General features: G+C 76.0%; 22 protein-coding genes and 1 other RNA gene. 8 read left to right on the forward strand and 15 right to left on the reverse strand.

The genetic code is table 11. From position 1 onward, the window contains the following. The first annotated feature begins 69 nt into the window (after positions 1–69). Positions 70–1,245, forward strand: a complete 1,176-nt coding sequence (locus ACFU9A_RS14825; RefSeq protein WP_430576045.1) for an epoxide hydrolase family protein — start codon at positions 70–72, stop codon at positions 1,243–1,245. Positions 1,246–1,248: 3 nt separating this feature from the next. Here the strand turns inward: ACFU9A_RS14825 and rnpB are convergent. The 3 genes from rnpB to ACFU9A_RS14840 all read right to left on the reverse strand — a co-directional run bounded on the left by rnpB (position 1,249) and on the right by ACFU9A_RS14840 (position 2,738). Then, positions 1,249–1,638, reverse strand: an RNA gene (rnpB, locus tag ACFU9A_RS14830) — RNase P RNA component class A. Positions 1,639–1,675: 37 nt separating this feature from the next. Then, on the reverse strand, positions 1,676–2,059 hold the full coding sequence (locus ACFU9A_RS14835; RefSeq protein ID WP_430576046.1) for a tautomerase family protein: 384 nt from the start codon (positions 2,057–2,059) through the stop codon (positions 1,676–1,678). A 70-nt stretch (positions 2,060–2,129) separates the two neighbouring features. Next, a complete protein-coding gene (locus ACFU9A_RS14840; RefSeq protein WP_430576047.1) occupies positions 2,130–2,738 on the reverse strand; it encodes a PadR family transcriptional regulator in 609 nt (202 codons plus the stop codon). Positions 2,739–2,803: 65 nt separating this feature from the next. Here ACFU9A_RS14840 and ACFU9A_RS14845 point away from each other — a divergent pair, with 65 nt between their 5' ends. From ACFU9A_RS14845 to ACFU9A_RS14855, 3 genes are read left to right on the forward strand one after another with little or no spacing between them, the layout of a single operon-like run. Then, entirely contained in the window at positions 2,804–3,997 is a 1,194-nt protein-coding gene (locus tag ACFU9A_RS14845) for an FAD-dependent monooxygenase (RefSeq protein WP_430576048.1), read from the forward strand. 45 nt (positions 3,998–4,042) lie between these two features. Then, on the forward strand, positions 4,043–4,879 hold the full coding sequence (locus ACFU9A_RS14850; RefSeq protein WP_430576049.1) for a YaaA family protein: 837 nt from the start codon (positions 4,043–4,045) through the stop codon (positions 4,877–4,879). Positions 4,880–4,928: 49 nt separating this feature from the next. After that, positions 4,929–5,267 carry a TfoX/Sxy family protein gene (locus ACFU9A_RS14855; RefSeq protein ID WP_430576050.1) on the forward strand — a complete coding sequence of 113 codons (339 nt, stop codon included), beginning with the start codon at positions 4,929–4,931 and terminating at the stop codon, positions 5,265–5,267. 22 nt (positions 5,268–5,289) lie between these two features. Here the strand turns inward: ACFU9A_RS14855 and ACFU9A_RS14860 are convergent, their stop codons facing one another. The 4 genes from ACFU9A_RS14860 to ACFU9A_RS14875 are packed head-to-tail and all read right to left on the reverse strand — an operon-like array spanning position 5,290 to position 9,440. Beyond that, positions 5,290–5,988, reverse strand: coding sequence for a histidine phosphatase family protein (locus ACFU9A_RS14860; protein WP_430576051.1), 699 nt, complete (start codon positions 5,986–5,988; stop codon positions 5,290–5,292). Next, positions 5,988–6,737, reverse strand: a complete 750-nt coding sequence (locus ACFU9A_RS14865) for a zinc ribbon domain-containing protein (protein WP_430576052.1) — start codon at positions 6,735–6,737, stop codon at positions 5,988–5,990. The genes ACFU9A_RS14860 and ACFU9A_RS14865 overlap by 1 nt, the downstream gene beginning before the upstream one ends. Before the next feature lie 47 nt (positions 6,738–6,784). Next, positions 6,785–7,672 (reverse strand): Nif3-like dinuclear metal center hexameric protein, encoded by an 888-nt coding sequence (locus tag ACFU9A_RS14870; RefSeq protein WP_430576053.1) that lies wholly within the window; start codon positions 7,670–7,672, stop codon positions 6,785–6,787. Between the two features lie 25 nt (positions 7,673–7,697). Next, positions 7,698–9,440, reverse strand: a complete 1,743-nt coding sequence (locus ACFU9A_RS14875; RefSeq protein WP_430576054.1) for a bifunctional 3'-5' exonuclease/DNA polymerase — start codon at positions 9,438–9,440, stop codon at positions 7,698–7,700. Positions 9,441–9,558: 118 nt separating this feature from the next. Between ACFU9A_RS14875 and ACFU9A_RS14880 the strand changes: the two genes are divergently transcribed. Together ACFU9A_RS14880 and ACFU9A_RS14885 are read left to right on the forward strand one after the other, a co-directional pair. Beyond that, positions 9,559–10,995 (forward strand): dihydrolipoyl dehydrogenase family protein, encoded by a 1,437-nt coding sequence (locus ACFU9A_RS14880; RefSeq protein WP_430576055.1) that lies wholly within the window; start codon positions 9,559–9,561, stop codon positions 10,993–10,995. Positions 10,996–11,029: 34 nt separating this feature from the next. Continuing rightward, positions 11,030–11,611, forward strand: a complete 582-nt coding sequence (locus ACFU9A_RS14885; RefSeq protein ID WP_430576056.1) for a GNAT family N-acetyltransferase — start codon at positions 11,030–11,032, stop codon at positions 11,609–11,611. 13 nt (positions 11,612–11,624) lie between these two features. On the opposite strand, the gene ACFU9A_RS14890 is transcribed toward ACFU9A_RS14885, so the two are convergent. The 7 genes from ACFU9A_RS14890 to ACFU9A_RS14920 all read right to left on the reverse strand — a co-directional run bounded on the left by ACFU9A_RS14890 (position 11,625) and on the right by ACFU9A_RS14920 (position 22,321). After that, positions 11,625–13,928 (reverse strand): glycoside hydrolase family 3 N-terminal domain-containing protein, encoded by a 2,304-nt coding sequence (locus tag ACFU9A_RS14890; protein ID WP_430576057.1) that lies wholly within the window; start codon positions 13,926–13,928, stop codon positions 11,625–11,627. Then, positions 13,921–16,440, reverse strand: coding sequence for a glycoside hydrolase family 2 protein (locus tag ACFU9A_RS14895; protein ID WP_430576058.1), 2,520 nt, complete (start codon positions 16,438–16,440; stop codon positions 13,921–13,923). The genes ACFU9A_RS14890 and ACFU9A_RS14895 overlap by 8 nt, the downstream gene beginning before the upstream one ends. Positions 16,441–16,442: 2 nt before the next feature. After that, the gene (locus ACFU9A_RS14900; RefSeq protein ID WP_430576059.1) at positions 16,443–17,720 is read right to left on the reverse strand and encodes an alpha-L-fucosidase; all 1,278 of its coding nucleotides are present in this window, start codon (positions 17,718–17,720) and stop codon (positions 16,443–16,445) included. Beyond that, the gene (locus ACFU9A_RS14905; protein ID WP_430576060.1) at positions 17,717–18,640 is read right to left on the reverse strand and encodes a carbohydrate ABC transporter permease; all 924 of its coding nucleotides are present in this window, start codon (positions 18,638–18,640) and stop codon (positions 17,717–17,719) included. The genes ACFU9A_RS14900 and ACFU9A_RS14905 overlap by 4 nt, the downstream gene beginning before the upstream one ends. Continuing rightward, a complete protein-coding gene (locus ACFU9A_RS14910; RefSeq protein WP_430576061.1) occupies positions 18,637–19,623 on the reverse strand; it encodes a carbohydrate ABC transporter permease in 987 nt (328 codons plus the stop codon). The genes ACFU9A_RS14905 and ACFU9A_RS14910 overlap by 4 nt, the downstream gene beginning before the upstream one ends. A 2-nt stretch (positions 19,624–19,625) precedes the next feature. Further along, the gene (locus ACFU9A_RS14915; RefSeq protein ID WP_430576062.1) at positions 19,626–21,023 is read right to left on the reverse strand and encodes an extracellular solute-binding protein; all 1,398 of its coding nucleotides are present in this window, start codon (positions 21,021–21,023) and stop codon (positions 19,626–19,628) included. Between the two features lie 131 nt (positions 21,024–21,154). Then, positions 21,155–22,321, reverse strand: a complete 1,167-nt coding sequence (locus tag ACFU9A_RS14920) for an ROK family protein (RefSeq protein ID WP_430576063.1) — start codon at positions 22,319–22,321, stop codon at positions 21,155–21,157. A gap of 214 nt (positions 22,322–22,535) precedes the next feature. Between ACFU9A_RS14920 and ACFU9A_RS14925 the strand changes: the two genes are divergently transcribed. Continuing rightward, a complete protein-coding gene (locus ACFU9A_RS14925; RefSeq protein ID WP_430576064.1) occupies positions 22,536–24,329 on the forward strand; it encodes a protein kinase in 1,794 nt (597 codons plus the stop codon). A gap of 189 nt (positions 24,330–24,518) precedes the next feature. After that, entirely contained in the window at positions 24,519–25,448 is a 930-nt protein-coding gene (locus ACFU9A_RS14930; protein WP_430576065.1) for a universal stress protein, read from the forward strand. 9 nt (positions 25,449–25,457) lie between these two features. Here the strand turns inward: ACFU9A_RS14930 and ACFU9A_RS14935 are convergent, their stop codons facing one another. Then, positions 25,458–26,063 carry an HPP family protein gene (locus ACFU9A_RS14935; protein ID WP_430576066.1) on the reverse strand — a complete coding sequence of 202 codons (606 nt, stop codon included), beginning with the start codon at positions 26,061–26,063 and terminating at the stop codon, positions 25,458–25,460. Positions 26,064–26,106: the final 43 nt, after the last annotated feature.

Below are 26,106 nucleotides of genomic sequence, written 5' to 3' on the forward strand. Positions count from 1 at the left end.
GGCCGCTTGGTAGAACCGTGAGGTCGGCCCACGACGGCGGGGCCGGCCTCGCGACGACCAGGAGCCCCCATGCCCCACCTGTCCGGCGACGTCCAGGCGTTCGAGTCCCGCGCCACCGACGCCGAGCTCGACGACCTCCGCGCACGCCTGGCCGCGGCGCGGCTGCCGGAGCCCGAGACGGTCCGCCGCCCCGCGCCCGACCCGCGCCGTTGGGACCAGGGCGTGCCGCTCGCCGACCTCGTGGACGTCGTGGACCACTGGCGCACCGCGTACGACTGGCGGGCGTTCGAGGCCCGCCTGGACCGGATCGGCCAGTTCCGCACGACGATCGACGGCCTGGGCATCCACTTCCTGCACCGCCGCTCGCCGCGCGCGGACGCCACGCCGCTGGTCGTCACGCACGGGTGGCCGGGCAGCATCGCCGAGTTCGTCGACGTGGTGGACGAGCTGGCAGATCCCCCAGACCCCGACGCGCCGGCGTTCCACGTCGTCGTCCCGTCGCTGCCAGGCTTCGGCTACAGCGACAGGCCGGCCACCACCGGATGGGGCGTCGAGAAGACCGCGGCCGCGTGGGTGGAGCTGATGGGCCGGCTCGGCTACGACGAGTTCGTCGCCCACGGCGGCGACTGGGGTGGCAACGTCACCGCGGTCCTCGGCGGGAGGTTCCCGGCGCACGTGCTCGGCATCCACACCACGCTCGCCCTGGCACCGCCCGGGATGACGACGGACGGGCTGACGACGGAGGAGCGCCGGCGGACCGAGGAGACCAGCGACTTCTGGCTCCACCACCGGGCGTACGCGACGCAGCAGGCGACGAGGCCGCAGACCATCGGCTACTCGCTCGTCGACTCGCCGGTCGGCCTGCTCGCCTGGCTCCTCGACAAGTTCGCCGAATGGTCGGACACCGTGGACAGCCCGTTCGAGACGATCTCGCGCGACAGGATCCTCGACGACGTCACCCTGTACTGGCTCACCCGGACCGGCGCCTCGGCGGCCCGCATCTACGCCGAGAGCCCCGGCTCGCTGGACCCCGACCTACGGGTGGACGTCCCCTCCGCCCTCACCATGTATCCCGGCGACATCGAGTCGCGCACCCCGCGCGCGTGGGCGGACCGGCGCTACCGGCGGATCGTCCGCTGGACCGAGCCCGAGCGCGGCGGCCACTTCCCGTCGCTGGAGGTCCCCGACTTCTTCGTGGAGGACCTGCGCGCGGGCCTCGCGGCCGTGCTGGCCGCGAGCAGATGAGTGCGGACGAGCCGGTCTGTACGCCGGGTTCTGTTCCCGCGCCGGGTTGCCCCGGCACGGGCGACGGTCATCCATCTAGGCCCTGCGTTGCCACAGGGCTCGAGCGGTCTACCCGGGAGCATCGGGCGGGCAACCCTCGAACGCTCCCTGTCTGACCTTGCTCCAGGTGGGGTTTACCGAGCCACGACCGTCACCGGCCGCGCTGGTGGTCTCTTACACCACCGTTTCACCCTTACCGCCTCCGGTCGCCCGGCGACGGCGGTCTGTTTTCTGTGGCACTGTCCCGCGGGTCACCCCGGGTGGCCGTTAGCCACCACCTCGCCCTTCGGAGCCCGGACGTTCCTCGGCGACGACGCCCGAGGGCACCGCCGACGCGACCGTCCGACCGACTCGTCCGCGCCGCACAGTCTATGCGGTCCCGCCTGCGGCTTCAGACGTCGACCTTGTAGCCGAGCGACAGCTCGTCCCCCGACCGGCCGCGGATGCCCCAGCTCTCGGCGGGCGACTCGATGACGACGAGCTCGACGTCGTCGGCGTCCACGCCGAGCGCGGGGGCGACGTCGTCGTAGACGCGGCGGATCAGCTCCCGCTTCGCCTCCCGCGAGCGCCCGGCGAACGCGACGATCTCGATCATCAGGTAGCCGTCCGAGCGCGGCGCGACCAGGTCGCCGTCGTCCAGCAGCAGGAAGCGGTGGAACCGCTTCTCCTCCGGGATCTGCCAGGCCCCGACCAGCGCCGCGTGCAGGGCGTCGGAGACCTCCGCGCGCCGCTGACCCCACACCGAACGGTTGCCGTAGACCTTCACGTGGACCATGCCCGGCGACGCTAGCGGAGGCCCCGCGGCACGGCCCAGGGGCATCCCAGCAGACGGACGCCGCGGCGGCTCAGGCGCGGTCGTGGGCGGCGCTGGTGGCGCGCATCTGGTCGGCGTCCCAGGTCAGCGCACCGGAGCGCAGGTCGGCGACGACGCCCCGCACCCAGGCGAGCTCGGCCCTGGTCACGACGACGAAGTGCTCGTGCTCGAGCATGAGCACCCGCGGCAGGCCCATCCCCGCGACGACGTCGTCCTCGGCCTCGGCCGCCGCGAGCGCCGTCTCCAGGTGCGCGGCCCGCTCCTCGAGCCGGTCGGCGACGGCGGCGGGGTCGTGCAGGGCGATGACGGCGAGCACGGCGCGGAACTCCGGGAACTCGCGGGCGGGCGCGGCGAGCGCGGCGTCCATCCACTGCCACAGGACGTCGCGCCCGGCGTCGGTGAGGGCGTACACGACGCGCGCGGGCGCGGAGTCGGCGGCGACCTTCTCGTGCACGGCCACGTACCCGTCGCGCTCCAGCCGGTCGAGCGCCTGGTAGACGCTGTTGCTGCGCGCCACGTTGACGACAGCGTCCTTCTGGCGCGTCTTGAGCAGTCGCTGCATCCGGTAGGCGTGCATCGGCTGCTCGGCGAGGAGCGCGAGCAGCACCATCGCCAGCGGCGAGCGGGGTCGGTCGGTCACGGGCACAGCCTAGGTCGTCGACCCTCCCCTTGCCATTTTATGGATATCCATTTTATGGTGTCGTCATGGATGCACTGGTGATCGGAGGCGGGGTCGCCGGGCCGGCGACCGCCATGGCACTGCAGAAGGCCGGCATCGGCGTGCGCGTCGCCGAGGCCCACGACCGCTCGGCGGACGACGCGGGGGCGTTCCTCACCGTCGCGCCGAACGGCCTGCACGCGCTCGGGGTGCTCGGCGTCGACCCCGCGGCGCTGGGCGGCTTCGCCACCCCCACCATGCAGATGCGCAACGCCGCGGGCCAGCTGCTGGCCACCATCCCCCTGGGCTCTCCCGCCGGCGGGCTGCGCAGCCAGACGGTGCGGAGGTCCGACCTCTACGCCGCCCTGCGCGACGAGGCGGAGCGGCGCGGCATCGTGGTCGAGCACGGCCGCCGCCTCGTCGACGCCGAGGTCCGCGCCGACGGCCGGGTCACGGCCGCCTTCGCCGACGGCAGCGAGACCACGGCCGACCTGCTCGTCGGGGCCGACGGCATCGGCTCCCGCACGCGGCGGATCCTCGACCCGGCGACTCCCGCCCCGCGCTACACCGGCCTGCTCAACACGGGCGGCTACGCGCGCGGCGTGGACGTGGACGGCCCCGACGGCGTCTTCACCATGGTCTTCGGGAGGCGCGCGTTCTTCGCCTACGTCCGGCGCGGGCCCGGCGACGTGTGGTGGTTCGCGAACGTCCCGCACGCGGCCGAGCCCTCCGACGCCGACCTGGCCGCCCGGTCCCCCGAGGTCTGGCGCGCCGAGCTGCGGCGCCTCCTCTCCGACGACGCGTCGCCGGCCCTCGCGCTGCTCGACGCGACCCCCGAGGTCCTCGGCCCGTGGAGCACCCGCGACCTGCCGCAGGTCCCGGTGTGGCACCGCGGCCCGCTCGGGCTCGTCGGCGACGCCGCGCACGCCATCTCCCCGACGTCCGGCCAGGGCGCGTCGCTCGCGGTCGAGGACGGCCTCGTCCTGGCCCGCTGCCTGCGCGACGTCGGCGAACCCGCCGCCGCGTTCGCGGCCTTCGAGGGGCTGCGGCGCCGGCGGGTGGAGCGGCTCGTCGCCCAGGCCCGGCGCACCGCGAACCTCAAGATACCGAGCCTCGCCACGCGCACGCTGCGCGACCGGGTCGTCCTGCCGCTGGTGGGCCGCGCCGCCGCGCGCGCCACCCACGACTGGGTCACCGACTACCGCGTCGAGTGGGACGAGCCGGTCGCGCTCCCCCGGTGACGTCCCGGTGACCGCCCGCGGGGCGCGCCCGCTTAGGGTGTCGGGGTGCTGATCTGCCTGCCGCCCTCCGAGGGCAAGACCCCCGCGCCCGAGGGTGCCGCCCCGGTCGACCTGGCCCGACTCACGGCGGCGGAGCACCTCACCGACCAGCGCCGCACGGTGCTCGACGCGCTCGCCGCCGCGAGCGCCCGGCCGGACGCCACCGACCTCCTCGGCGTGGGCGCGTCGCTCGGCGACGAGGTCGCGCGCAACACCGAGCTCAAGGCCGCGCCCACCGCGGCCGCCTCCCGCGTGTACACGGGGGTCCTGTACGCCGCCGCGGGCCTGGCCGACCTCCCCGCCGACCTCACGGGCGTCGCCGCCCGCGACGTGCGCGTGTTCTCCGGGCTGTGGGGCGCCGTCTCCCCCGCCGACCTCATCCCCGCCTACCGGCTCTCGATGGGTGTCGACCTGCCGGGGGTGGGCAAGCTCGCCGCCGCGTGGCGCCCGCACCTGGCCGCGGCGCTCGACGCGCGGGCCGCGGGCGACGTCGTCGTCGACTGCCGCTCCGCGACCTACCTGGCCGCATGGAAGCCCGTCACGACGGGCGAGGGAGCCGCCGACTGGGTGACCGTGCGGGTGGTGCGGGAGGCCGACGGCAGGCGCACGGTCGTCTCGCACAACGCCAAGCACACGCGCGGCGTGCTCACCGGCCACCTGCTGCGCCGCTCCGGCCCCGCGCCGACCACCGCCGCCACCCTCCTCGACGCCGCCCGCGAGCTCGACGGCCAGGTCATCGGCACCGAGGTGGGCACCGGCCTGTCGTACCGGATGGTCGAGGCGACGCTGCACGCCGCCGCCACGCGACGCGGGCCGCGCACGCTCGAGGTCGTCATCGCCTGACCGCCCGGCCGGCGGGCGGGATCGAGCCCACCCGGCGCACACTGGCCGCATGGCCTACGACGAGGACCTCGCCGCCCGCGTGCGTGACGCCGTCGGCGAGCGCGCCGACTTCACCGAGCAGAAGATGTTCGGCGGCCTGGCGTTCATGGTGCACACGCACATGGCCGTCGGGATCACGCGCGACGAGCTGATGGTGCGCGTCGGCACGGACGGCTACGACGACGCCCTCGCCGACGGCGCGCACGAGCTGCGGATGGGCGAGCGCGTCATGCACGGCATGGTCGGGGTGCCCCCGTCGGTCACGGCCGACGAGGCCGCGCTGCACGGCTGGGTGGCCCGCGGCGTCGACCTGGCGCTCGCGACCCCGCCCAAGCCCCCGAAGCGCTGACGGGCGGCCCCGGCGGCCGTCCTCAGACGTCGGTCGGGAACCCGGTCACGGTGACCTCGGCGAGGGCGGGCTCGTCGCCGCCGGCCGCCGTGGCGAACCGCAGCACCGTGAGCGAGCACGGCGGCACCCGCAGCCGGGGCCACGACGCCGGCGGGGCGCCGAGCGCGCGGCCCACCAGGGCGCGGATCGTCACCGTGTGCGCGACGACGACGCTCGAGGCGGCCGGGTCGGCCGCGGCCACGACGTCACGCAGGCCCGGCCAGGCCCGCTCCCCCACGTCCTGGTACGACTCGCCACCCGGGGCGCGGGCGGTGCCGGTCGCGGTCCACGCCGCCAGCTCGTCCGGCCAGCCGTCGGCGATGGCCTCGGGCGTCAGGCCCTCCCAGGCCCCGAAGTCGCCCTCGGCGAACCGCGCGTCGGTGCGCACGTGCTGCCCGGTCCGGCGTCCGATCGAGGCCGCCGTCTCGACCGCGCGCACGATCGGCGACGCGACCAGGGCACCGGCGCGGGGCAGGTCGGGCCACAGGTCCTTGCCGATCCGGAAGACGGCGTCCGCGGCGCGCGCCGCCTGGGTGCGCCCGCGCGGGCTGAGCGACGGTCCGGGGACGCTGCCGCCGGAATAGGCGCGCGCCTCCGTCAGGGCCGTGACGCCGTGCCGCACCAGGACGACCGTCCGGGTGGCGGCAGGGTCCAGCGGGCTCGCCCCCGACGGGCGGGCCATCAGGCCGCCGCGCCCTCGTCGGGCAGGCGCACGAGGATGCGGCCGCACTCCTCGCAACGCACGATCTGGTCCTTCGGCGCGCCCTTGGCGGCCGCGAGGTCGCCCGGGTTGAGCTCGAGCCGGCAGCCCTCGCACCGGCCGCCGCGCAGGGCCGCGGCGCCCACGCCGCCGAGCTGCGCGCGCAGCTTGTCGTACAGGGCGAGCAGGCCCGCGTCGAGTCCCGCCGCGGCCGCCTCGCGCTCCGCCTTGACCTTCGACCCCGTCGCGTTGATCTCCGCCCACGCCACGTCGCGCTCGGCGACCGCGGCGTCCTTGGCGGCCTGGAGCTCCGCGTGCGCGGACTCCACCTCGGCGAGCGCGCCCTGGTGCGCCTCGAGCCGCTCCATCACCTCGAGCTCCGCGTCCTCCAGCACCGACTGCCGGCGCGCGAGGGACTCGAGCTCGCTGACGAGGGCCTGGGAGTCCTTCGCGGACAGGGCGCCGGAGTCGAGCTTCTGCTGGTCCTTCGCCGCGCGCGTGCGCACCTGCGCGACGTCCGCCTCCGCCTTCGCGACCTCGCGCTCGAGGTCGCCCACCGCGGTGCGGGAGTCGACGAGCGAGGTGTGCAGGTCGCCCATGCGCCCGTCGAGCTCCGCGATCGTGGCCAGCGACGGATGGTTCCGGCGCTGGTGGACGAGCTGCTGCAGCCGCGTGTCGAAGGCCTGGACCTCGAGCAGTCGGCGCTGGTCCTCGGACGGTGCAGTGGCCACGGGTGGGTCCTCTCGCGTGTGTTCAGCTGGTCGGGGGCTCGGCGGCGTCAGCGAGCCGTGCTCGCCACCCGCGCGGTCCACGGGTCGGTGCCGATCGTGCTCACCCTGGTGGTCACCGTACCCTCTGGCAGCCGCCCCAGAAGATCCTCCGAGGCGTACCGCAGCCACGGCCACTCGCTCGCGAAGTGCGCCACGTCGACGAGGTACGGCGTCGCCGACGGGGCGTCCGTGCCGCGGGCCTCGAAGACGGCGCGCTCGCGCAGCTCGGAGGCCGGGTGGTGGCGCAGGTCCGCGGTCACGTACACGTCGACGGCGGCCGCGCGGACGGCGTCGAACAGCGAGTCGCCCGACCCGCCCACCACGGCGGCCGTCGTGACCGGGGCGTCCAGGTCGCCCGCCACCCGCACGCCCTGCGCCGTGGCGGGCAGCACGGCGGCGACGCGCTCGGCGAACGCCCCGAGCGTCGTCGGCTCGGCCAGCCGGCCCACGCGCCCGATCCCCCGCTCGACGCCGTCCGCGTCGTCCCGCGCGACCAGGGGCCGGCGCTCGCCGATGCCGACCAGGTCGGCCAGCGCGTCCGCGACCCCGCGCGGCGCGGCGTCGGCGTTGGTGTGCGCCACGTACAGGCCGCAGCCGGCCGTCAGCAGGCGGTGCACGACGTCGCCCTTGAACGTGGTGGCCGCCACCGAGTGCACCGGCCGCAGGAACAGCGGGTGGTGGGTGACCAGCAGGTCCGCGCCCCACGCGATCGCCTCGTCGACGACCTCGGCCACCGGGTCGACGGCGAGCAGCACCTTGCGCACCGGCGCGGCCGGGTCGCCCAGGGCCAGCCCGACGGCGTCCCAGCCCTCCGCCGTCGCCGGCGGGTACAGGTCCTCGAGGACGGCGACGACGTCGCGCAGGGCGGGGGAACTGTCTGTGGTGCCGGTGGTCATGGCCCGACCCTAAAGCCGGGGACGGTCATTTGGCGTCGGCGTACGAGTCGACGGTCGCGACCGTCAGCGGGAAGTCGACCGGGAAGTCGCCGAAGAGCAGCCGGCCGGCCTCCTCGGCCGCGGCCCGCACCTCGGCGGCGACGGCGTCGGCGAGCTCGAGGGGCGCGTGCACCACGACCTCGTCGTGCAGGAAGAACGCGAGGTGGGGCCGGTCGGCGAACGGCGCGGGCGCCAGGCCCGGGCGGGCCTCCGGCGCCGTGCCGAGCGCCCAGAGCCGCCGCCGGATCGACGCCATCCAGCACAGCGCCCACTCCGCGGCGGTGCCCTGCACCACGAAGTTGCGGGTGAACCTGCCCCACGACCGCGTGACCGACCGGGCGCGCGCCGCGGCGTCGGCGCCGGCGTCGTCCGCGAAGGCGCCCGCCTGCGCCTCGTCCCAGGCCGAGCCGGGCGCCGGCGACGACCGCCCGAGCCACGTCGAGACGACCCCGCCGCGCTCACCGGTGCGGGCCGCCTCCTCCACCAGCGCGATCGCGCGCGGGTACTCCCGGCCGAGCCTCGGCAGCACCTGGGCGCTGGCCCCGGTCGTGCCGCCGTACATCGCGCCGAGCATGCCCACCTTGGCGAGCTCGCGGGTGGGCACCGCCCCCGACGCGACGATGCCCGCGTACAGGTCGCCCGCCCGGCCCGCGCCCGCCATCGCCTCGTCGCCCGCCATGCCCGCCAGCACGCGCGGCTCGAGCTGCGCGACGTCCGCCACGACGAGGCACCAGCCCGGGTCGGCGACGACGGCGCGCCGCACCCCCTTGGGCAGCTGCAGCGCGCCACCGCCCGTCGACGCCCAGCGGCCCGTGACCACGCCGCCCACCACGTACTCGGTGCGGAAGCGGCCGTCGGTCACCCACTCGTCGAGCCAGTGCCAGCCGTTGGCCGTGAGCAGGCGGTACAGGTTCTTGTACTCCAGCAGCGGCGCGACCACCGGGTGGTCGATCGTCGACAGCTCCCACTTGCGCAGGCTGCGGGCCCCCACGCCGGCGTACTGCATCGCCTTGAGCAGGTCAGGGTGCGAGTCCGGGTTCAGGGACGGCGGGGCGTCGAGCGCCGCGCGGATCTGCCGCGCGAGCTCCTCGAGCCGCACGGGCCGCTGCCCTTCCGGGGGACGCGGGCCCAGGGCCTCGGTGAGGATCGCGTCGTGCACGTCGCCGCGCCACGGCAGCCCGGCGTGGTGCATCTCGGCGGCCACCAGGGCGCCCGCCGACTCCCCCGCCGCGAGCAGGCGCAGGCGCCCGGGCGCGGCGGACCCGCGCACCGCGTCCTCCTGGAGCCCCAGCTCCGCGGCCGGGTCCCACCCCTCCGCCTCCGCCGTCGGGGCGGACGGTGCCGGGCCGGCGAGGTCGAAGAGCGCGTCGTCCTGCGGCGGCCGGCGCGCGCCCACCGACGGCACGGTGCCCGCCGGGGTGGGCGCCATGGCGTCCCAGACACCGGGCGGCGCGGCGGCGAGCGCCGAGCCGGCCGCGGGGGCGGAGTGCCGCAGGATCCTGTGCACCAGCCGCAGGTCGTGCGCGCGCTCCACCCGGACCCCGGCGCGCAGCAGGGCGGGGTACCAGCGGTTCGTGTCGTCCCACGTCCAGCGCGGACGGGGCGCGTCGCGGCCGGCGGACTCGCCGTCGGCGACGAGGGCCGGCAGGTCGGCGGCCGGCACGGCGCGAGGCGCACCGTCGTGCACGCGGACCGTGCCGCCGGGCTCTCGGGTCAGGACGACGTGCACGCCGCCATCCTGCCCCGCGCCACCGACGCGTGTGTCGCCGCGCGACCAGGACGCCGATGTGGTGCGCTGTGCGAGGCCGCCCCGGCATCCCGGGGGCCACCCCGAGCGAGGAGGACCGATGACCGCCACGTCACCCGCCGCACCGTCCGTCGAGACCGTCGACGTGGTGGTGATCGGCACCGGCCCCGGGGGCGAGGACGCGACCGGCCGCCTGGCGCGCGCCGGGCTGGACGTGGTGGCCGTGGAGGCCCGCCTCGTGGGCGGCGAGTGCCCCTACTACGGCTGCATCCCGACCAAGATGATGGTGCGCGCGTCGGACGCCCTCGCCGAGGCCCGGCGCGCCGGCACGCTCGCCGGGCGCGTCGACGTCACGCCGGACTGGGCGCCGGTCGCGCGACGGGTGCGCGACGACGCCACCGCGGACTGGGACGACACCGCGGCGGTCGAGCGGCTGGAGAAGGCCGGCGCCCGCGTGGTGCGGGGCCGCGGCCGCCTCGTCGGGCCCCGCGAGGTGGTGGTCGACACCGCCGACGGCGAGCGCCGGTTCCGCGCCGCGCGGGGCGTGCTCCTCAACCCGGGCACGGAGCCCGCGGTGCCGCCCGTCGAGGGCCTGGCCGGCACGCCGTACTGGACCAACCGGGACGCGGTGCGCGCCACCGAGGCGCCGGCGTCCCTCACGGTGCTCGGCGGCGGGGCCATCGGCTGCGAGCTCGCGCAGGTCTTCGCGCGGTTCGGCACCGCGGTCGAGGTCGTCGAGGCCGGGCCGCGCCTGCTCGCGCTCGACGAGCCGGAGGCGAGCCAGCTGCTGGCCGGCCGGTTCGCCGCCGAGGGCATCGGCGTGCGCACCGACGCGAAGGTCACCGGGGTGAGCCACGACGGCTCCGGGTTCACGCTCACCCTCGGTGACGGCACGCAGCTGGTCTCCGAGCGGCTGCTGGTCGCGGCGGGGCGCCGCACCGACCTGCGCGGGCTCGGGGTCGCCGCGGCGGGCATCGACGACACCGGCCGCACGATCGCCGTCGACGACCGCCTCCGCGCCGCCGACGGCGTCTGGGTGATCGGCGACGTCACGGGCAAGGGGGCGTTCACGCACGTCTCGATGTACCAGGCCCGCATCGCCGTCGCGGACATCCTCGGCACGGTCGAGGGCGTCGGGAGCGCGGACGGGAGCGAGGACGGCGAGCGGGCGGACTACCGCGCCGTCCCGCACGTGACGTTCACGGACCCGGAGATCGGCGGCGTCGGCCTCACCGAGTCCGCCGCCCGCGGCGCGGGGCTCACCGTCCGCACCGGCAGCACCGACCTGGCCGCCTCCTCGCGCGGCTTCGTGCACGGGCCGGGCAACGCGGGCCTGGTGAAGCTGGTGGAGGACGCCGACGCCGGGGTGCTGGTCGGGGCGACCGTCGCCGGCCCGGCGGGCGGCGAGATCCTCGCCGTCCTCACGCTCGCGGTGCAGGCACGGGTGCCCGTCGCCGAGCTGCGCCACATGATCTACGCCTACCCCACGTTCCACCGCGCGATCGAGAGCGCGCTGGCCGACCTCGACGAGGGGTGACCCGCCTGTCGGTACCGGCCCGTAGCGTCACGCCGTGACCTCGCACCACGCCACCGGGACCCCGGCCTCCGGGCACCACGCCACCGACCGCCTCGACCTCGCGCCGGTCACGCTCGCCGACCTCGACGCGCTGCACGACCTGCACGCCGACCCGCGCGTGTGGGTGCACTACCCCGTCGGGCGGCACACCAGCCGCGAGCAGACCGCCGGTCAGGTGGAGGGCTTCGCGGCCGACTGGGAGCGCGACGGCATCGGCTACTGGACGGTCCGGCGGCGCGACGACGGCACGTTCGTCGGGATCGGGGGCGTGCGGCTGCGCCCCACCGGTGCGCTCAACCTCTACTACCGCCTGTCCCCCGAGCAGCAGGGCCACGGGTTCGCCGTCGAGCTCGCCCGGGCGGCCCTCGACCTCGCCGCGGAGCGCCGGCCCGACGTCCCCGTCGTCGCGTTCCTGCTGGAGCACAACGCCGCGTCGCGCGCGACGGCGGAGAGGGCCGGCCTGCGGCTCGTGTGGCGCGGGCCCGACGCCGGCAACCCCGACCCCGGCGCCGTGCGGCTCGTCCTCGCCGACCGGGACCTGGACGACGCGGTCCTGGCCGCCGTGGTGCGCGCCTGAGGCACCACGGCGCTCAGCGTGCCGGCGCGGCCGCCGGGGCCACCGTGCGCCGCTCGGACCGCGTGCCCACCACGACGGTCAGGTCGGTCTCGACCAGGGCCAGGGGCGCGGGCTCGGCGACGAACGCCCGGTCGCGGGGAACGGTGAGCACCACCGTCGCCCGCTCCCCCGGCCGCACGCGGACCCGCGCGAACGCCGCCAGCTCGAGCCGCGTCCACTCGAGCGAGCCCCGGCGCCGCACGACCACGCGCACCACCTCTTCCGCCGGTCCCGTCCACGCCACCGCGCCGCCCGCCGCGCGGCCGAGGACGTCCACCTCGACGACGAGGCCCCCGTGGCGCGCGGCGACGCGCCAGCCCAGCAGGCCGACGTCGGCGTAGCCCGAGCCGGCGCCCACGGTGGCGAGCGCCGCGGTGGGCGCGTCGCGGTAGACCCCGTCGGGCGTCATCCGTTCGTTCCACCGCGCCGGCACCACGCCCGGTCCCGCCGGGAGCGTCACCGGCAGCCGGCCGACCGGCTGCGCGTCGCCGACGAGCAGGCGCGCCAGCGCCCGGCCGCCCCGCGGGCCCGGGTACCAGGCCAGCAGAACGGCGTCGGCCGTGGCGAGCACACCGGACAGGTCGTAGGGGCGCCCCGCGACGACGACCGCCACGAGCCACGGCCTCCGCCCGCCGTCCCCGGCGTGCCCGGCGGCGTCGACCTCGCCGCGCAGCCGCCGCAGGAACCCGTCCTGGCCGGCGGGCAGGCGCAGGTCGGCGCGGTCGACGCCCTCGCCGCAGTCGGCGGCGGTCGCTCCGGCGGAGGCGCCGTTGTCGGCGAACTGCTCGTCCGGCTCGCGGTGGCTGGTCCCCCCGACGACGGCGACGACGACGTCCGCCCCCCGGAGGTCGTCCGCCGCGGGCACGCCCGGCACGAGCGCGACGTCGGCCCCGTCCGGCACGAGCCGGTCCTCCAGGGCCTGTGCGACGGACACCGCCTCGTCGGGCCGCAGGGGAGGCACGTAGTCGCCCAGGAGCGAGGTCGCGAGGTCGGCGTGCGGACCGGCGACGACCCACCGTGCGCCCTCGCGCGGCGCCCACGGCAGCGGGCCCCGGCGCAGGAGGACGGCCGAGCGCTCGGCGAGCGCCTCGGACAGTCCCAGCGCGCGATCCGCCAGGTCGACGCGGTCGCGGGCGGCGGCGGGGCGGCCACCGTCCACGGCGTCTCCGAGCAGGCCCAGCTCGGCCTTGACCCGGAGCACGCGCCGACAGGCCGCGTCGATCGCACCGTGGAGCGCGGGGTCGTCGTCGGCCGCCTCCTCGAGCCGCGTGTACGACTCGTCCCACAGGCTCAGGTCGACGCCGGCCGACAGCGCCGCCGCGGCCGCGGCGCGCGGCTCGCCGAGGATCTCCACGAGCCGGTCCACGGCCTTGCCGTCCGCCATCACGAGGCCGTCGAAGCCCCAGTCGTCGCGCAGCGTGCCGGTCAGCAGGCCGGCATTCGCCAGGCACGGGATCCCGTCGATGTCGTTGTAGGCCGCCATGAGCCCGAGGGCGCCCGCGTCGACGCCGGCGCGGGCCGCGCGCAGGTGCAGCGCGGCCAGGTCGCGCGGACCGAGGGACGCGGAGTGGCCGTTGCGCCCGCCGACGCCCTCGCCCTGCCCGGCGAGGTGCTTGAGCACGACGCCGACGCCCTCGCCCGCACGGACCCGGGCGCGGTCCGTGCCCTGCATCCCCTCCACGAGGGCGGCCGCGAGCGCCGCGGACAGGTCCGGGTCCTCGGAGAAGCACTCCTCGCTGCGCCCCCACCGCGGGTCGCGCAGCAGGTCGAGCGCGGAGACGAGCGCCAGGTGCACGCCGTCGGCCCGGAGCAGGGCCGAGACCGCCTCGGCCGCCTCCGCGAAGAGGTCCGGGTCCCAGGCCGAGCCGACCGCGAGGTTGGTCGGCAGGAGCGGACCCCCGAGCGCCTGGTGGCCGTGCGGCGCCTCCTCGACCACGAGGGCGCCGATGCCGTGCGACGACGCGGCACGCACGGCGTCCGCCACCAGGACCGCGACCTCCGCCCGGTCCTGCGGCAGCACCCCGGTCTCCCAGTCCCGGCCGGACCAGGCGTCGGCCCGGAAGAGCCCGTAGAGGGCGCCCAGCCCTCCCCACCTCTCGACCTCGGCGTGGAACGTGTCCGTGAGGCGGTACCCGCCACCGACGCGCTCGACGGCCTGCCACCCGAGCAGCCGCTGGTTGAGCTGGCCCACCTTCTCCCGCAGGGTGAGGCCGGCGACCAGGGCGTCCAGCCTCGCCTCGGTGGCGTCGTGGGCGGGGGCGCGGGTCGTGTCAGGCATGGAAGAGCTCGTTCCTGGTGCGGACCCGGATCGGGGGGTCGGCGTCGAGGCCGCCCGTCCCCGGGCGTTCGGGGCGCAGGACGACGGTGGCCCGCTCGCCGGGCAGCAGGGTGCCCAGCGCGGCGTCCGCGCGCAGGCCCGGCGACTCGACCTGCACGTCGGCGACGGCGACGCCGGCCTCCAGGCGCACCAGCAGGTCCTCCCCGCGCCGCTCGACGGTGTGCGTCACCGCGGGCGCCGGCCACCGCACGCCGTCGTCGCGGACGAAGGCGTGCACGGCGCGGTGCGCGCCGTCGGCCCCGTCCCCTGCCGGCGACGTCTCCGCGACCACGAGCTCCTCCCGCCGGTGGCCCGCCTGGGTGATGCCCGGGCCGACCCGGACCGTGAGGACGGACCGCGCCGGCACGACCACCTCCCGCGCCTCGCGGGCGACCTCGCCGTCGAGGACGTGCGCGCGGCGCACCGTGAGCAGGTCGGCCCAGACCTCGTCGGTGTCGTTGACGAGCACGACGGCGAGCCCGGCCTCTCGCGGCTGGATCGTCACCAGCCGGTCGGCGAAGGCCCGGCGGACGGCGTACCAGGCCGGCTTGGGGCGGCCGCCGTGGTCGACGAGCGACCACGACAGGGCCGGCCAGACGTCGTTCAGCTGCCAGACCAGGGCGCCGGCGGTCCGGGGCCACCAGGACCGGAAGTGCTCGATGCCGGTCCGCAGCGCGTGCGCCTGGTTGAGCCCGGTCGCGAGGTGCCAGCGCTCGGTGCCGGCGGCGATCGCCGCCGGGTCGGGGAACCGCCCGGCGAGCCGGTCGACGAGGTTCCGCTGCCCCGCCGGCTGCTTCTGCCGCGCCGCGAGGGCGGCGTCGTCGGGCCGGTCCGGGACGGTGCCGAGCGCCTCGGCGAGCGTCGGCCAGGTCGCCGGTGCCTGGTAGCCGAACTCCGCGACGAACCGGGGGATCTCGTCCCGGTAGTGGGCGTAGTCGAAGAGGTTCCACGGGTCCCACAGGTGCACCGGGCCGTCACCGGGCACCTGGGGGTGGACCCCGGGCTCGGACGCGACGGGGCTGTTCGCCACGTACACCGCGCCGGGCGCGTGCGCGGCGACGGCCGCGGGCAGCACCTCGCGGTAGTACCCCTCGCCCCAGGCCCGGTCGCGCACCTGCGCGCGCCAACCCCAGTCCTCCCAGCCGAGGACGCACTCGTTCGCGCCGTTCCACACGACGACGCTCGGGTGCGCGGCGAGCCGCCGCACCACGTCGTCGGCCTCGGCGGCGACCTCCGCCCGCATCTCGTCGTGCTCGGGGTAGGCGGCGCACGCGAAGGCGAAGTCCTGCCAGACGAGGACGCCGAGCTCGTCGCAGGCGGCGTAGAAGGCCTCGTCCTCGTAGATGCCGCCGCCCCACACGCGCAGGGTGTTCATGTGCGCGTCGACGGCCTGCCCGACGCGCTCGGCGTAGCGGGCGGGCGTCATCCGGGAGACGAGGACGTCGTCCGGGATCCAGTTCGCGCCCTTGCAGAACACGGGCCGGTCGTTGACCCGCACCGTGAACGCCCGCCCGTGCTCGTCCGGCGTCGTGTCGACGGCGACGTGCCGGAAGCCGACGCGGCGGTGGTCCTGCTGCAGCACGCGACCGGCGGCGTCCACGAGGCGCACCGCGACGTCGTGCAGCGCCGCCTCGCCGTACCCGCGGGGCCACCACGGCTCGGGGCGCTCCACGTCGAGCTCGAGGCGGTTCCGCCCGGGCCCGACCGGGCGGCGCCACGTCGTCGCGGGCGCCGCGTCGCCGGGCCGGGCGAGCACGACCTCCACCTCCAGGCCGCCGGCGTGCGCGCCCCGCGGGGCGGTCTCGACGTCGAGCCCGACGACGAGGACACCCCGGGCGAGGTCGGCCGACGTCGTCGTGGTCACGTCGACCTCCGCGCGGGCGGTGTGCCACCGCTCGAGCCGGACGGGGCGCCAGATCCCCGCCGACACCAGGGTCGGGCCCCAGTCCCACCCGACCTCGCAGGCCATCGTCCGCAGCTCGTTGTACGGGTAGGCCCAGTCGTAGGGCAGCGGGTCGTCGCCGGCCGCGTCGAGCATCGCGCGCGCGGACGACGCGAACCGCACGCGCAGCTCGTTGTCCCCCGGCGCGACGACGTCCGTGACGTCCACCCGGTACCGGCGGTGCATGTTCCGCGTGGCGGCGACCTCCGCGCCGTTGACGGTCACGGTCGCGACGGTCTGCAGCCCGTCGAGCACGAGGTGCCGGCGCTCGCCCTGGGCCGGCGCCTCGTCCAGCTCGACGCGGGTCGTGTACTCCCAGTCGGTGAGCCCGACCCACTGGACCGCCGCCTCGTTGCCGCCCTGCAGCGGGTCGGGGATCACGCCCGCCCGCAGCAGGTCGGTGTGCACGCACCCGGGCACGACGGCGGGTACCTCCCACCCGGCGGCGGTCCGGTCGGGCGCTCCCTCCGCGGGCGCGCCCACCGGGCGCACCACCCATGCGGGACCGCCGAGGTCCACGGTGCGCAGCACGCTCACACCTCCGGGTAGTCGGTCGGGGCGAGGTACCCCGCGGGGACCTCCGGCACCGACGTGACGCCGGTGCGGAACGCCTCGACGCCCGTCAGGCGGGCGCCGTCCCCGGCGAGCTCCACCGTGAGCCCGTCGACCGTCACCGGCTCGACGAGGTGGATCCGGCCCGCTCCGACCGTCCCGCCGGAGGCCAGCACCCGGCCCCCGGCCCGCACCGTGTGCACCGTCGCTCGCTGGCCCTCGCGCAGGTCCTCCCGCAGCCGCAGGTGGTCCAGCTCGACGGGCCCGTCGAAGCGCACGGTCCAGGCCACGACGTCGCCGTCGTGGCCCGCAGGCGCCGGGTCCGACGGCGTCCCGGCCGCCACCGGCGTGCCGAACCGGCGCTCCACCTCGGCGCCGAGCTCTCGGACCCGCGCGGCGTCCTCGTCGGGGATCAGGCCCCGGACGTCCGGCGGCAGGTTCAGCAGCAGGTTCGCGCCGAGCCCCACCGACCGGTAGTAGATGGCGAGCAGGTGCTCGAGCGACTTCGGCTCGTCGTCCGGGGCCCAGAACCAGCCGCGCCGGATCGAGACGTCGCACTCCGGCGGCAGGTAGAGGGCCTCGGTGAACTCGGAGGTCACCACGGTGTAGTTGCTCATCTGCGTGTGGTCGACGACGTACTCGACCGGGTCGGACGCGAGACCGTCCTCGTTGCCCACCCACCGGATCGTCGGGTCGCCCATGTTGAACACCATGGCGTCCGGCTGGTGCTCCCGGGCCACGGCCATGATGGCCGGCCAGTCGTAGGCGTAGCCCTCGGACCCCGCGCCGTCGAACCAGAGCTCGACGAGCGGCCCGTACCAGGTGCACAGCTCGCGGAGCTGCTCGGCGTAGAGGCGGGTGTAGACCTCCGGGTCGGCGTACTCCGGCGCGTGCCGGTCCCAGGGCGACAGGTACACCCCGAGGCCCAGGCCCGCCGCGCGGCACGCCTCGGCCAGCTCGCCGACGACGTCGCCCCGGCCGCCCCTCCACGGGGACGAGGCCACCGAGTAGTCGGTCGTGCGGGTCGGCCAGAGGCAGAACCCGTCGTGGTGCTTGGCGGTCACGACGACGTAGCGGGCGCCCGCGGACCGGGCCACCTCGACCCACTGCGCGGCGTCCAGCTCGGTCGGGTCGAAGGAGGCGGCGTCGAGCGTGCCGTCGCTCCACTCCTTGCCGTGGAAGGTGTTGACCCCCACGTGGAAGAAGACGCCCACGCCCAGGTCCTGCCAGGCGAGCTGCTGCGGTGAGGGAGAGATCACTTGATTGCACCTGATTCCACTCCGCGGAAGAAGTACCGCTGGAGCACGACGAAGAGCACCATGATGGGCGCGATGGCGATGATCGACCCCGCCATGATGACGCGGGGGTCGAACGAGAGGGCGGACGCGGAGAGCCGCGCCAGGCCGAGCGCGAGGGTGAAGTGCTCCTCGCTGCGCAGCACGATGAACGGCCACAGGAAGTCGTCCCAGGCCGAGATGAACGAGTTGATGACCACCACGACCATCGACCCCTTGGCCGCGGGCAGGAAGATGCGGCGGAACCTGGTCCACTCGTTCGCGCCGTCGAGCAGCGCGGCCTCCTCGACCTCGTTCGGCACGGCGGCGAACGTGGCCCGCATGATGAGGACGTTGACCGCGGCGATGGCCCCGGGGAGCCAGACGCCGACGAAGCTGTCGCTGAGCCCCATGTCCCGGACCATCATGTAGAGCGACACCATGATCGACTCGAACGGGAACATCATCGACAGGATGAGCAGCCAGTAGAAGACCCGGCGGCCTGCCCAGGCGACCCGCGACAGCATGTAGCCGGCGAGCGTCGGGAAGACGACCTGGGACGTCACCGTCAGCACGCACATGATCAGGCTGTTGCGCATGTACTGCAGCATCGGCACCTGGTCGAACACCGTGCGGTACGCGTCCAGGCTGGGGTCCCGCGGCAGGAACGTGGCGGACGCGCCGAAGATGGCGTCGGCCGGTCCCTTGAGGGACGACGCGAGCTGCCACACGATCGGGCCCACGCTGATCCCGAGGACGAGCAGCAGCACCAGGTAGCGCACGAGCACCGCGCGCTGCCGGCCCTTGTCCCGCCAGGTCTGCACCGGCGAGCGCCGTCGGGTCGGCCCGTCGGGGCGGGTCGCGGCGGCCGGCGCGACGCCGGGGGGTGTGGTGGTGGCGGTCACTGGTCGTCCTCCGATCCGCCGAGCTTGTGGGAGGCGATCGCGAGCCCGATCGTCAGGACGAAGAGCGCCACGGAGACGGCCGCGCCGTAGCCCGCGTTGCCGGAGACCGGGTCGAGCGCCGTGTCGCGGATGTAGAAGGGCAGCGTGCGGTCCGCGCCGCCGGGCCCGCCCGTGGCCCCGCCGAGCACGTAGATCTCGGTGAACACCCGCAGCGACCCGATGCCGGACATGATCCCGACCAGCAGCATCGTCAGCCGCACCCCGGGCACGGTGATGTGCACGAAGCGCCGCACCGGTCCCGCGCCGTCCAGCTCGGCGGCCTCGTACAGGGCGCCGGGCACGTTCGCGAGCGCCGCGAGGTAGAAGATCATGTACCAGCCGATCCCCTTCCAGACGGTGAGCGCGATGGCGGACAGCAGCAGGAGCGTGGTGTCCGACAGGAACGGGATCGGCGAGTGGATCAGGCCGAACTTCTCGAGCGCCGTGTTGATCGGGCCGCGCTCGTTCAGGAGGTTCTGCCACACGAGCGCGACGGCCACCATCGAGGCGACGACGGGCGTGTAGTAGGCCGCGCGGAAGAACCCGATGCCGGGCAGCTTCCGGTAGACGAGCTGGGCCGCGACCAGCGGCAGCACCACGAGCAGGGGGACGGCGATCACCGCGTAGACCACGCTGTTGCGGGTGGCCAGCCAGAAGTCGGGGTCCCCCAGCAGCCGGGCGTAGTTCTCCCACCCGACGAAGTCGCCGCCGCCGCCCAGCGGGCGCGCGTCCGTGAACGACAGCAGCACGGTGTTGACGAACGGGAAGATCCCGAACACCCCGATCACGACGACCGTGGGCAGGATCCAGAGCAGGGGCACCCACCACGCACGGTAGAGCGCAGCCCCCGAGGTCGGGCGGGAGCGCCGGGCGCGCCCCCGCTCCTCGGTCCGCGGCCGGTCGGCCGCCAGGGTCCCGGCCTCCGCCGGGCTCGTCGTCGCCACCGTCAGTCCTGGTCGGCCAGGATCCGGTTCGCCTTCTCCTGGGCGGCGTCCAGGGCCTCCTGGGCGCCCTTCTTCCCGGAGATGGCGAGCTGCAGCTCGGACACGACGGCCGACTGCACCGCGTCGGACCAGTTGTAGATGAAGGCGTTGGTCGCCTCCTGCGAGAGCTCCACCGAGAGGCGGTTGGCCTGGTCGAGCGGCGTGTCGCCGGAGATGTCGGTGAACTTCGGGATGTCCATCGAGTCGGTCGTGGACGGGAAGTTCGAGACCCGCTCGTCGGAGACGAACGCCTTCTGGTTCTCCGGGTCGAGCAGGAACCGCGCGAACGCCAGCGCGGTGGCGGGGTTCTTGCTCGTGGAGGGCACGGCGACGAGCTGGCTCTCGGCGATGGCGGCGCCGCGGGCGTCCAGCAGCGGGGCGACGCCCGTCTTGCCGTAGGTCGTCTCGTTGGTCTCCTGCACGTACCGCAGGTAGGAGGGGATGCTCGAGCCCCACACGACGTCGCCGGCGGAGTAGAGCTGCGTGACGTCGACGTCGCTGGACAGCGTGTCCTTGGGCAGCGCGCCGTCCCGGTACAGCTCCGCGTACTTCTGCACCCACGCGAGCACCTTCGGGTCGTCGGCGAAGGTGAACTCCGACTCGTCCTCGGTGGTGATCGCCGCGTCCATGAACTGCCAGTCGGACGGCACGCGGGTGAACGGGTTGGCGGCGAAGGCGTAGGCCTGGCCGTCGGAGCCCTCGGCGACCGCCGCCGACTGGTCGAACTGCTCCATGATCGTCGTCGGCGGCGTCGACGGGTCGAGCCCCACCTTCGTCATGAGGTCGGTGTTGAAGGTCTGGATGCCGAGCAGGCCCCAGTACCAGGGCATGACGTAGTGGTGGTCCGAGCCGGGGAACGTCATCGAGTCCCACAGGGACGGGATGAAGTCGGCGCCCGCGTCGGGCGCGGCCGTGGACAGGTCGAGGAGGAAGTTCTCCTTGTACAGGGCGTAGGCCGTCGTCTGGTTGAGGTTCAGGACGTCGGGCAGCGCGCACGACTGCGCGTCGGTGACGAGGCGCTGGGTGAACGTCGCGTCACCGGGGTCGTCCTGCCAGGTCACCGTCACCCCCGGGTACTTCGTCTCGAAGGCGTCGATGACCCCGTCGAAGTACTCGCTGAACGACGACTTCAAGGCCGTCGTCTGGAGCACGATCTCGCCCTGCGGCTCGCCGGTGACGGGCTCGCCGCTCGTCACCTCGTCGGACAGCTCGCAGGGTCCGGCCATGGTGGCGGCGTCGCCGCCGCCCGACCCACCGCCGATACCGCAGGCCGCCAGCAGCAGCGCCGGGGCGACGAGTGCCGTGGCACGCAACGCCGCGCTGCGTCGGGCCCCTCCCCGGGCACGGGTGTTAAGTTCCATGTCGATCCTCTCTTCGGGGTTCGCGCCGGTCCGGGCCTCGGCCCGACCGGCAGTCGCGAGCGGCAACTCGCGACGTCGGTTGTCCGCGTCGGGTCATGTCCCGACGCGCGGCACCTGCCGGCTCGGCGTCGTCAGGGCACGACGCCGAGCACGGGCACACGGTCCGGGACTCCGAAGAGCTCCTCCCGCGCGAGGGCGAGCGCGGTGGTGACCGCGCCCGCGACGACCGCACCGGCGCCGAGCGCCGTGACGCTCACCGCCGGCCGCATCGGGGACATGTCGTGGAGGTTGCCGGCGATCGCGTCCGTGAGCCGTTCCCCGCCGGCGGCGGCGACGGTGCCGGACAGGACCAGCCGCTCGGGGTCCAGCACCGCGCAGACCGTGAGGCACAGGAGCGCGAAGCGCTCCGCGACCTCGGCGAGGTAGGTGGCGTTCACGTCGGGGTGGCGCGACGGGTCGGCCAGCATCTCCTCGGGCGTCGCGTCCAGGACGTCGTGCGTCGCGAGCAGGTCGGCGAGGCGGGCCCGGGCGACCAGCGACTGGAAGCCGGCCTCGGGCCGGCCGTAGGGCCGGCCCCACGGGACGTAGCCGACCTCGCCCGCGTACCCGTGGGCGCCGCGCAGCAGCTCGCCGTCCAGGACGATGCCCACGCCGAGGCCTTCGTCACACCGCATCAGCGCGAAGCTCCGGGACTCCCGGCCCGCGCCGAGGCGCTGCTCGGCCAGGGCGGCGAGGTTCACGTCGTTCTCGAGGCGCACGGGCGCGCCGACCGCGCTCTCCAGGCGGGCCAGCTGGCCCGCGCCCCAGTCCGCGTGGCCGGAGACGAAGTCGATGTCTCCGGCCGGGGTGACCACGCCGGGCGTCCCGACGACGACGCTCCGCAGCGCCGTCGTGGAGATCCCGACCTGGGCCGAGGCCTCCCCCAGGACGCGCGCCACCAGGTCCTCCGCGCGGTCCCCGGAGCCGTGCTCCGCCTCGACCTCGGCGACCACGGCGCCCGTCACGTCGGCGACGGCCACCTGCACGCGGGTCGGCTGCATCTCCACGCCGGCGACGTGCGCGAGGTCCCGCCGCACCTCGTAGGTCATGGCGTTGGGCCCGCGCTGGACGGTCTCGGCCTCGCCGGCGGTCACGAGGAACCCGCGGTCGAGGAGCCGCTGCACGAGGTCGCCGGTGGCGGGGCGCGAGAGGGCCGCCGCGCGGGCGATCGCCGGCCGGGCGAGAGGTCCGTGGTCGAGGAGCAGGTCCACCACCAGGCGCTCGTTGACCGACAGGCCTCGGTCCGGTCCAGCGCCCATACCGCGTTCCTCCTCGAACTCGTCAACCATCGTCGGATAACTAGCAGGCAGGTTACCTGATAGTTGAGTCCACCGGAAGACCCGGTCGTGCACCTCGTGCCTCCACCACCTATCCTGTGAAGGCCCATGACTGAAATGACCGAGTTCGCCGCGCCCCCGGCTCCCCCGCGCGCGGCCGCCCACCACGACGTCCAGCCCCGGCAGCGGTGACCGCATGACACCGGAGGAACCGACCGAGGAGTCGGCAGGCGGGCACGTGGTGCTCGGCGGGAAGTACGTGCTCGGCGACATCCTCGGCACGGGCGGCACCTACACCGTCTACGAGGCCTCGCGCCTGCCGCGCGAGGCGCCCGGCGAGAGCGACGCCCCCGCCGACGGCGACGAGCCGGCCGAGGCCGACGAGGCCGACGAGGCCGACGAGGCCGACGAGGCCGACGAGGCCGACGAGGCCGACGAGGCCGACGAGCCGGAGCTGCTCGTCAAGGTCCTCCACCCCCATCTGGTCGACGACGAGGTGGCCCGCACGGCGCTCGCCAGCGAGATCGCGGCGTCCGCCGAGGTGGACCATCCGGGTGTCGCGAAGGTCCTCGACACCGGCGAGGACGAGGTCGCGGGCGCGAACGTCCCCTGGCTCCTGATGCGCCACCTCCCCGGCGTCCCCCTCTCGGAGCTGGCGGCCGGCACGGGCCTGCCCTGGCAGGAGGCGCTCGCCGTGGTGTCCGGGCTGCTCGACGGGCTCGGCGCCGTGCACGCCGCGGGGCTGGTGCACCGCGACGTCGGGCCGCGCAACGTCGTGGTCGACCGGCACGAGGACGGCACGATGTCCGTCGGGCTGCTCGACCTGGGCCTCGCGGGTCCCGGGGGCGGCGACGGCGACGGCGACCTCGTCACCGGCTCCGCGGCCTACATGTCGCCCGAGCAGGCGCGGGGCAAGCCGCTCGACGCCCGCAGCGACCTGTACTCGGCCGGCGCGCTGGCGTACTTCGCCCTCACCGGGCACCCGCCGTACGAGCGGGCGCGGCCCGCCGACGTCCTGCGCGCCCACGTCGAGGCGCCCGTTCCCGCTCCGTCCGCCCGACGCCCCGCCGTCCCCGCCGCCGTGGACCGGTTCGTGGCCCGGGCGATGGCCAAGAACCCGGCCCGCAGGTACGCGTCGACCGCCGCGATGGAGGGCGCCGTCGCGACGCTCCTCGGCACGGGCGGCACCGCCGTCCTGGGGGCCGCCGCGGTGGCACCCACCGCACCGGCGGCGCCCGCGGCACCCGGAACACCCGACGGCGACCAGACCCAGACGCTCGGCCAGATCGCCGAGGACGACCCGCACCGCACGGCGGTGATCGGGATGGCGGCCGCCGCGGGCGCGGCGGCGGCCGCGGACGCCGAGGTCCAGCGCACGCGCCAGCTCGGCGCCGTGCCGCCGTCGGAGCTCCCGCCCGACGCTCCCGGCGAGGAGACGCCCGCCGGCGGACCCCCCGCCCCGGGCGCCGGCGAGGACGCTGCCGAGGAGCCCGCGCGTCGGGGCCGCCGCATCGCGATCGTCGTCGTGCTCGCGCTCCTCCTGGCGTCCGCGGGCGCGTTCGCGTTCTGGTCGCTCCGCGACCCGGACGACGGCCGCCCGGTCGTCCCCGCGACCCACAGCCCGTCGCCGTCGCCCAGCACGACGGCGACCGAGCCCACCACCGCGCCGCCCACGCAGCCGGAGACGGGTCAGACGTCACGGCCGCGGCCGACGGCGACCAGCACGCCGACCCCCACGCCGACACCCACCGACACGCCGACGCCCACCGCGACCCCCACGCCCACCGCCAAGCCCACGCCGACGAGCACGCCGACGCCGACGTCGAAGCCGACGCCCACCGACGAGCCGACCGAGCCGGACCCCACGCCCACCGACGTCGAGCCGGACCCCGACCCGACCACCACCGCCCCCGCGGAGCCCGACCCCACGCCCACCGGCGACGCCGGCGGCACGGGCGGCACGGGCGGCGACGCCGGCACCACCTCCTGACCGCACCGTCCCAGGTCGATCGGCCCGGACTCCCCCTGGGGCCGCGTCCCGACGACCGGTGACCAACGGCCCTGTCCCGCCGCCCGAGCCCCTGCCAGGCTGGGCACCGAGGGACGCGCCGCGGGTCCCGCCGAGGTGCGACGGGTCCGCCCCGGCACGCCCTCCGGCCCGACCCGGAAGGACGCCACCATGAACACCCGCGAACGCCCGTCGCCCGTCGTCGTCGCCGTCGACGGCACCGACCGCAGCGCCGGAGCCGTCCGGTACGCGCTCCACGAGGCACGGCGACGGCGGGCCGGCGTGCGCGTCGTCCACGTCGCCCCCGCGACGCTGCCCGTCGGCGGGTCGATGCCCTACATGAACTACCCCCGCGAGGACCTGCTGGGCACTGCGCGCGAGATCCTCGGCCGCGCGGTCGCCGAGGCGCGCGCCGCGGCCCCGGAGCTCGACGTCGAGGGCGTGCTGCGCCAGGGGCGGCGGGTGGTCGAGATCGCCGTCGCCGGGGCCTCCGGCAGCCTCGTCGTGCTCGGCCGCGAGACGCGGCAGGGACCCGACCGGGTCTACACCGGCACCACGACGGCCGGCGTCGCGGCACGCGCCACGGTGCCCGTGGCGGTGGTGGACGGGGACTGGCGGCCGACCGAGCACGGCCGGGTGGTCGCGGGCATCGAGCCGGCCGGGGCCGAGCTCCTGTCGTACGCCTTCCCGCTGGCCTCCTCGCGGGGCGCGCTGCTGCAGGTCGTGCACGTCTGGCACGTGCCCGACGCCTACGCGGCCCTCGACCACCACCGGGCCGTCACCGGCGAGTGGGTGGTGGCGGCCACCCGGCTGCTGGAGTCGACGGTCGCCGACTGGCGGGCGAGCTTCCCGGACGTCGAGGTCGAGGTCACGGTCGTGCCCGGCCGGCCGGCGGCGCAGCTGGTCGACGCCGCGGCCTCCGCCGACGTCCTGCTCCTGGCCCGCCGGAGACGGGACCTCGAGCACCCGGGCCGGCTCGGCCCCACCACCCGGGCGGTGCTGGGGCGACCCGGCGTCCCGGTCGAGGTCGTGCCCATGACGGGCGTGCCGAGGCATGCGCCGCTGGTGCTCGAGCGGTTCGGCGAGATCCTCAAGAGCTGACGGGGCGGGTCAGCTCAGCGGCGGGTCCACGACGACCGCGCGCACGCCGGCCACCGTGCGCGCGAGCGACGACGCCAGGCGGAGGTCGGCGGGCGTCCCGCCGCTGAGCCGCACGACGCCGTCCTCCACCACGCAGCCGCCGTCGTCGAGCCCGGCGCCCCGCAGCTGCGCCACGACGTCCCGGCGCACCTGCTCGTCCCGGCGCGCCAGCGCGCGGACCACGTCGCTGCGGCTGAGCATCCCGACCACGCGCGACCCCAGGACGACGGGGACGGAGCGGATGCCGTGGGCGAGCATCGTCCCGACCAGGGCCGCGACGTCCTGGTTCGGCGCGGCGGTGATCACGGCGCGCGTCATGACGTCGCCCACCCGCGTCTCGACCAGGGCGGGGTCGGCGCCGGGCGCGTCGTCCCGCCGCAGGGTCGCCCGGGGGTCCCGCGCGACCCCGCTCGCCAGGAGGTCGGCCTCGCTCACGATGCCCACGAGGCGCCGGTCGCCGTCGACGACCGGGAGCGCGGTCACCGCGCGGTCGCCCAGCTGCCGCAGCGCGTCCTCCACCCGGGCGTCCGGCCCGACGGTGGCCACGGCGGTGGTCATGATGTCGGCGGCGAGCACGGCGGTCCTCCCGGCGGTCGGGTCGGTGGTCGGGTCGGTGGTC

It is taken from the genome of Isoptericola sp. NPDC057653 (assembly GCF_042799955.1).
In the GTDB taxonomy this organism is placed as follows: Bacteria; Actinomycetota; Actinomycetes; order Actinomycetales; family Cellulomonadaceae; genus Isoptericola.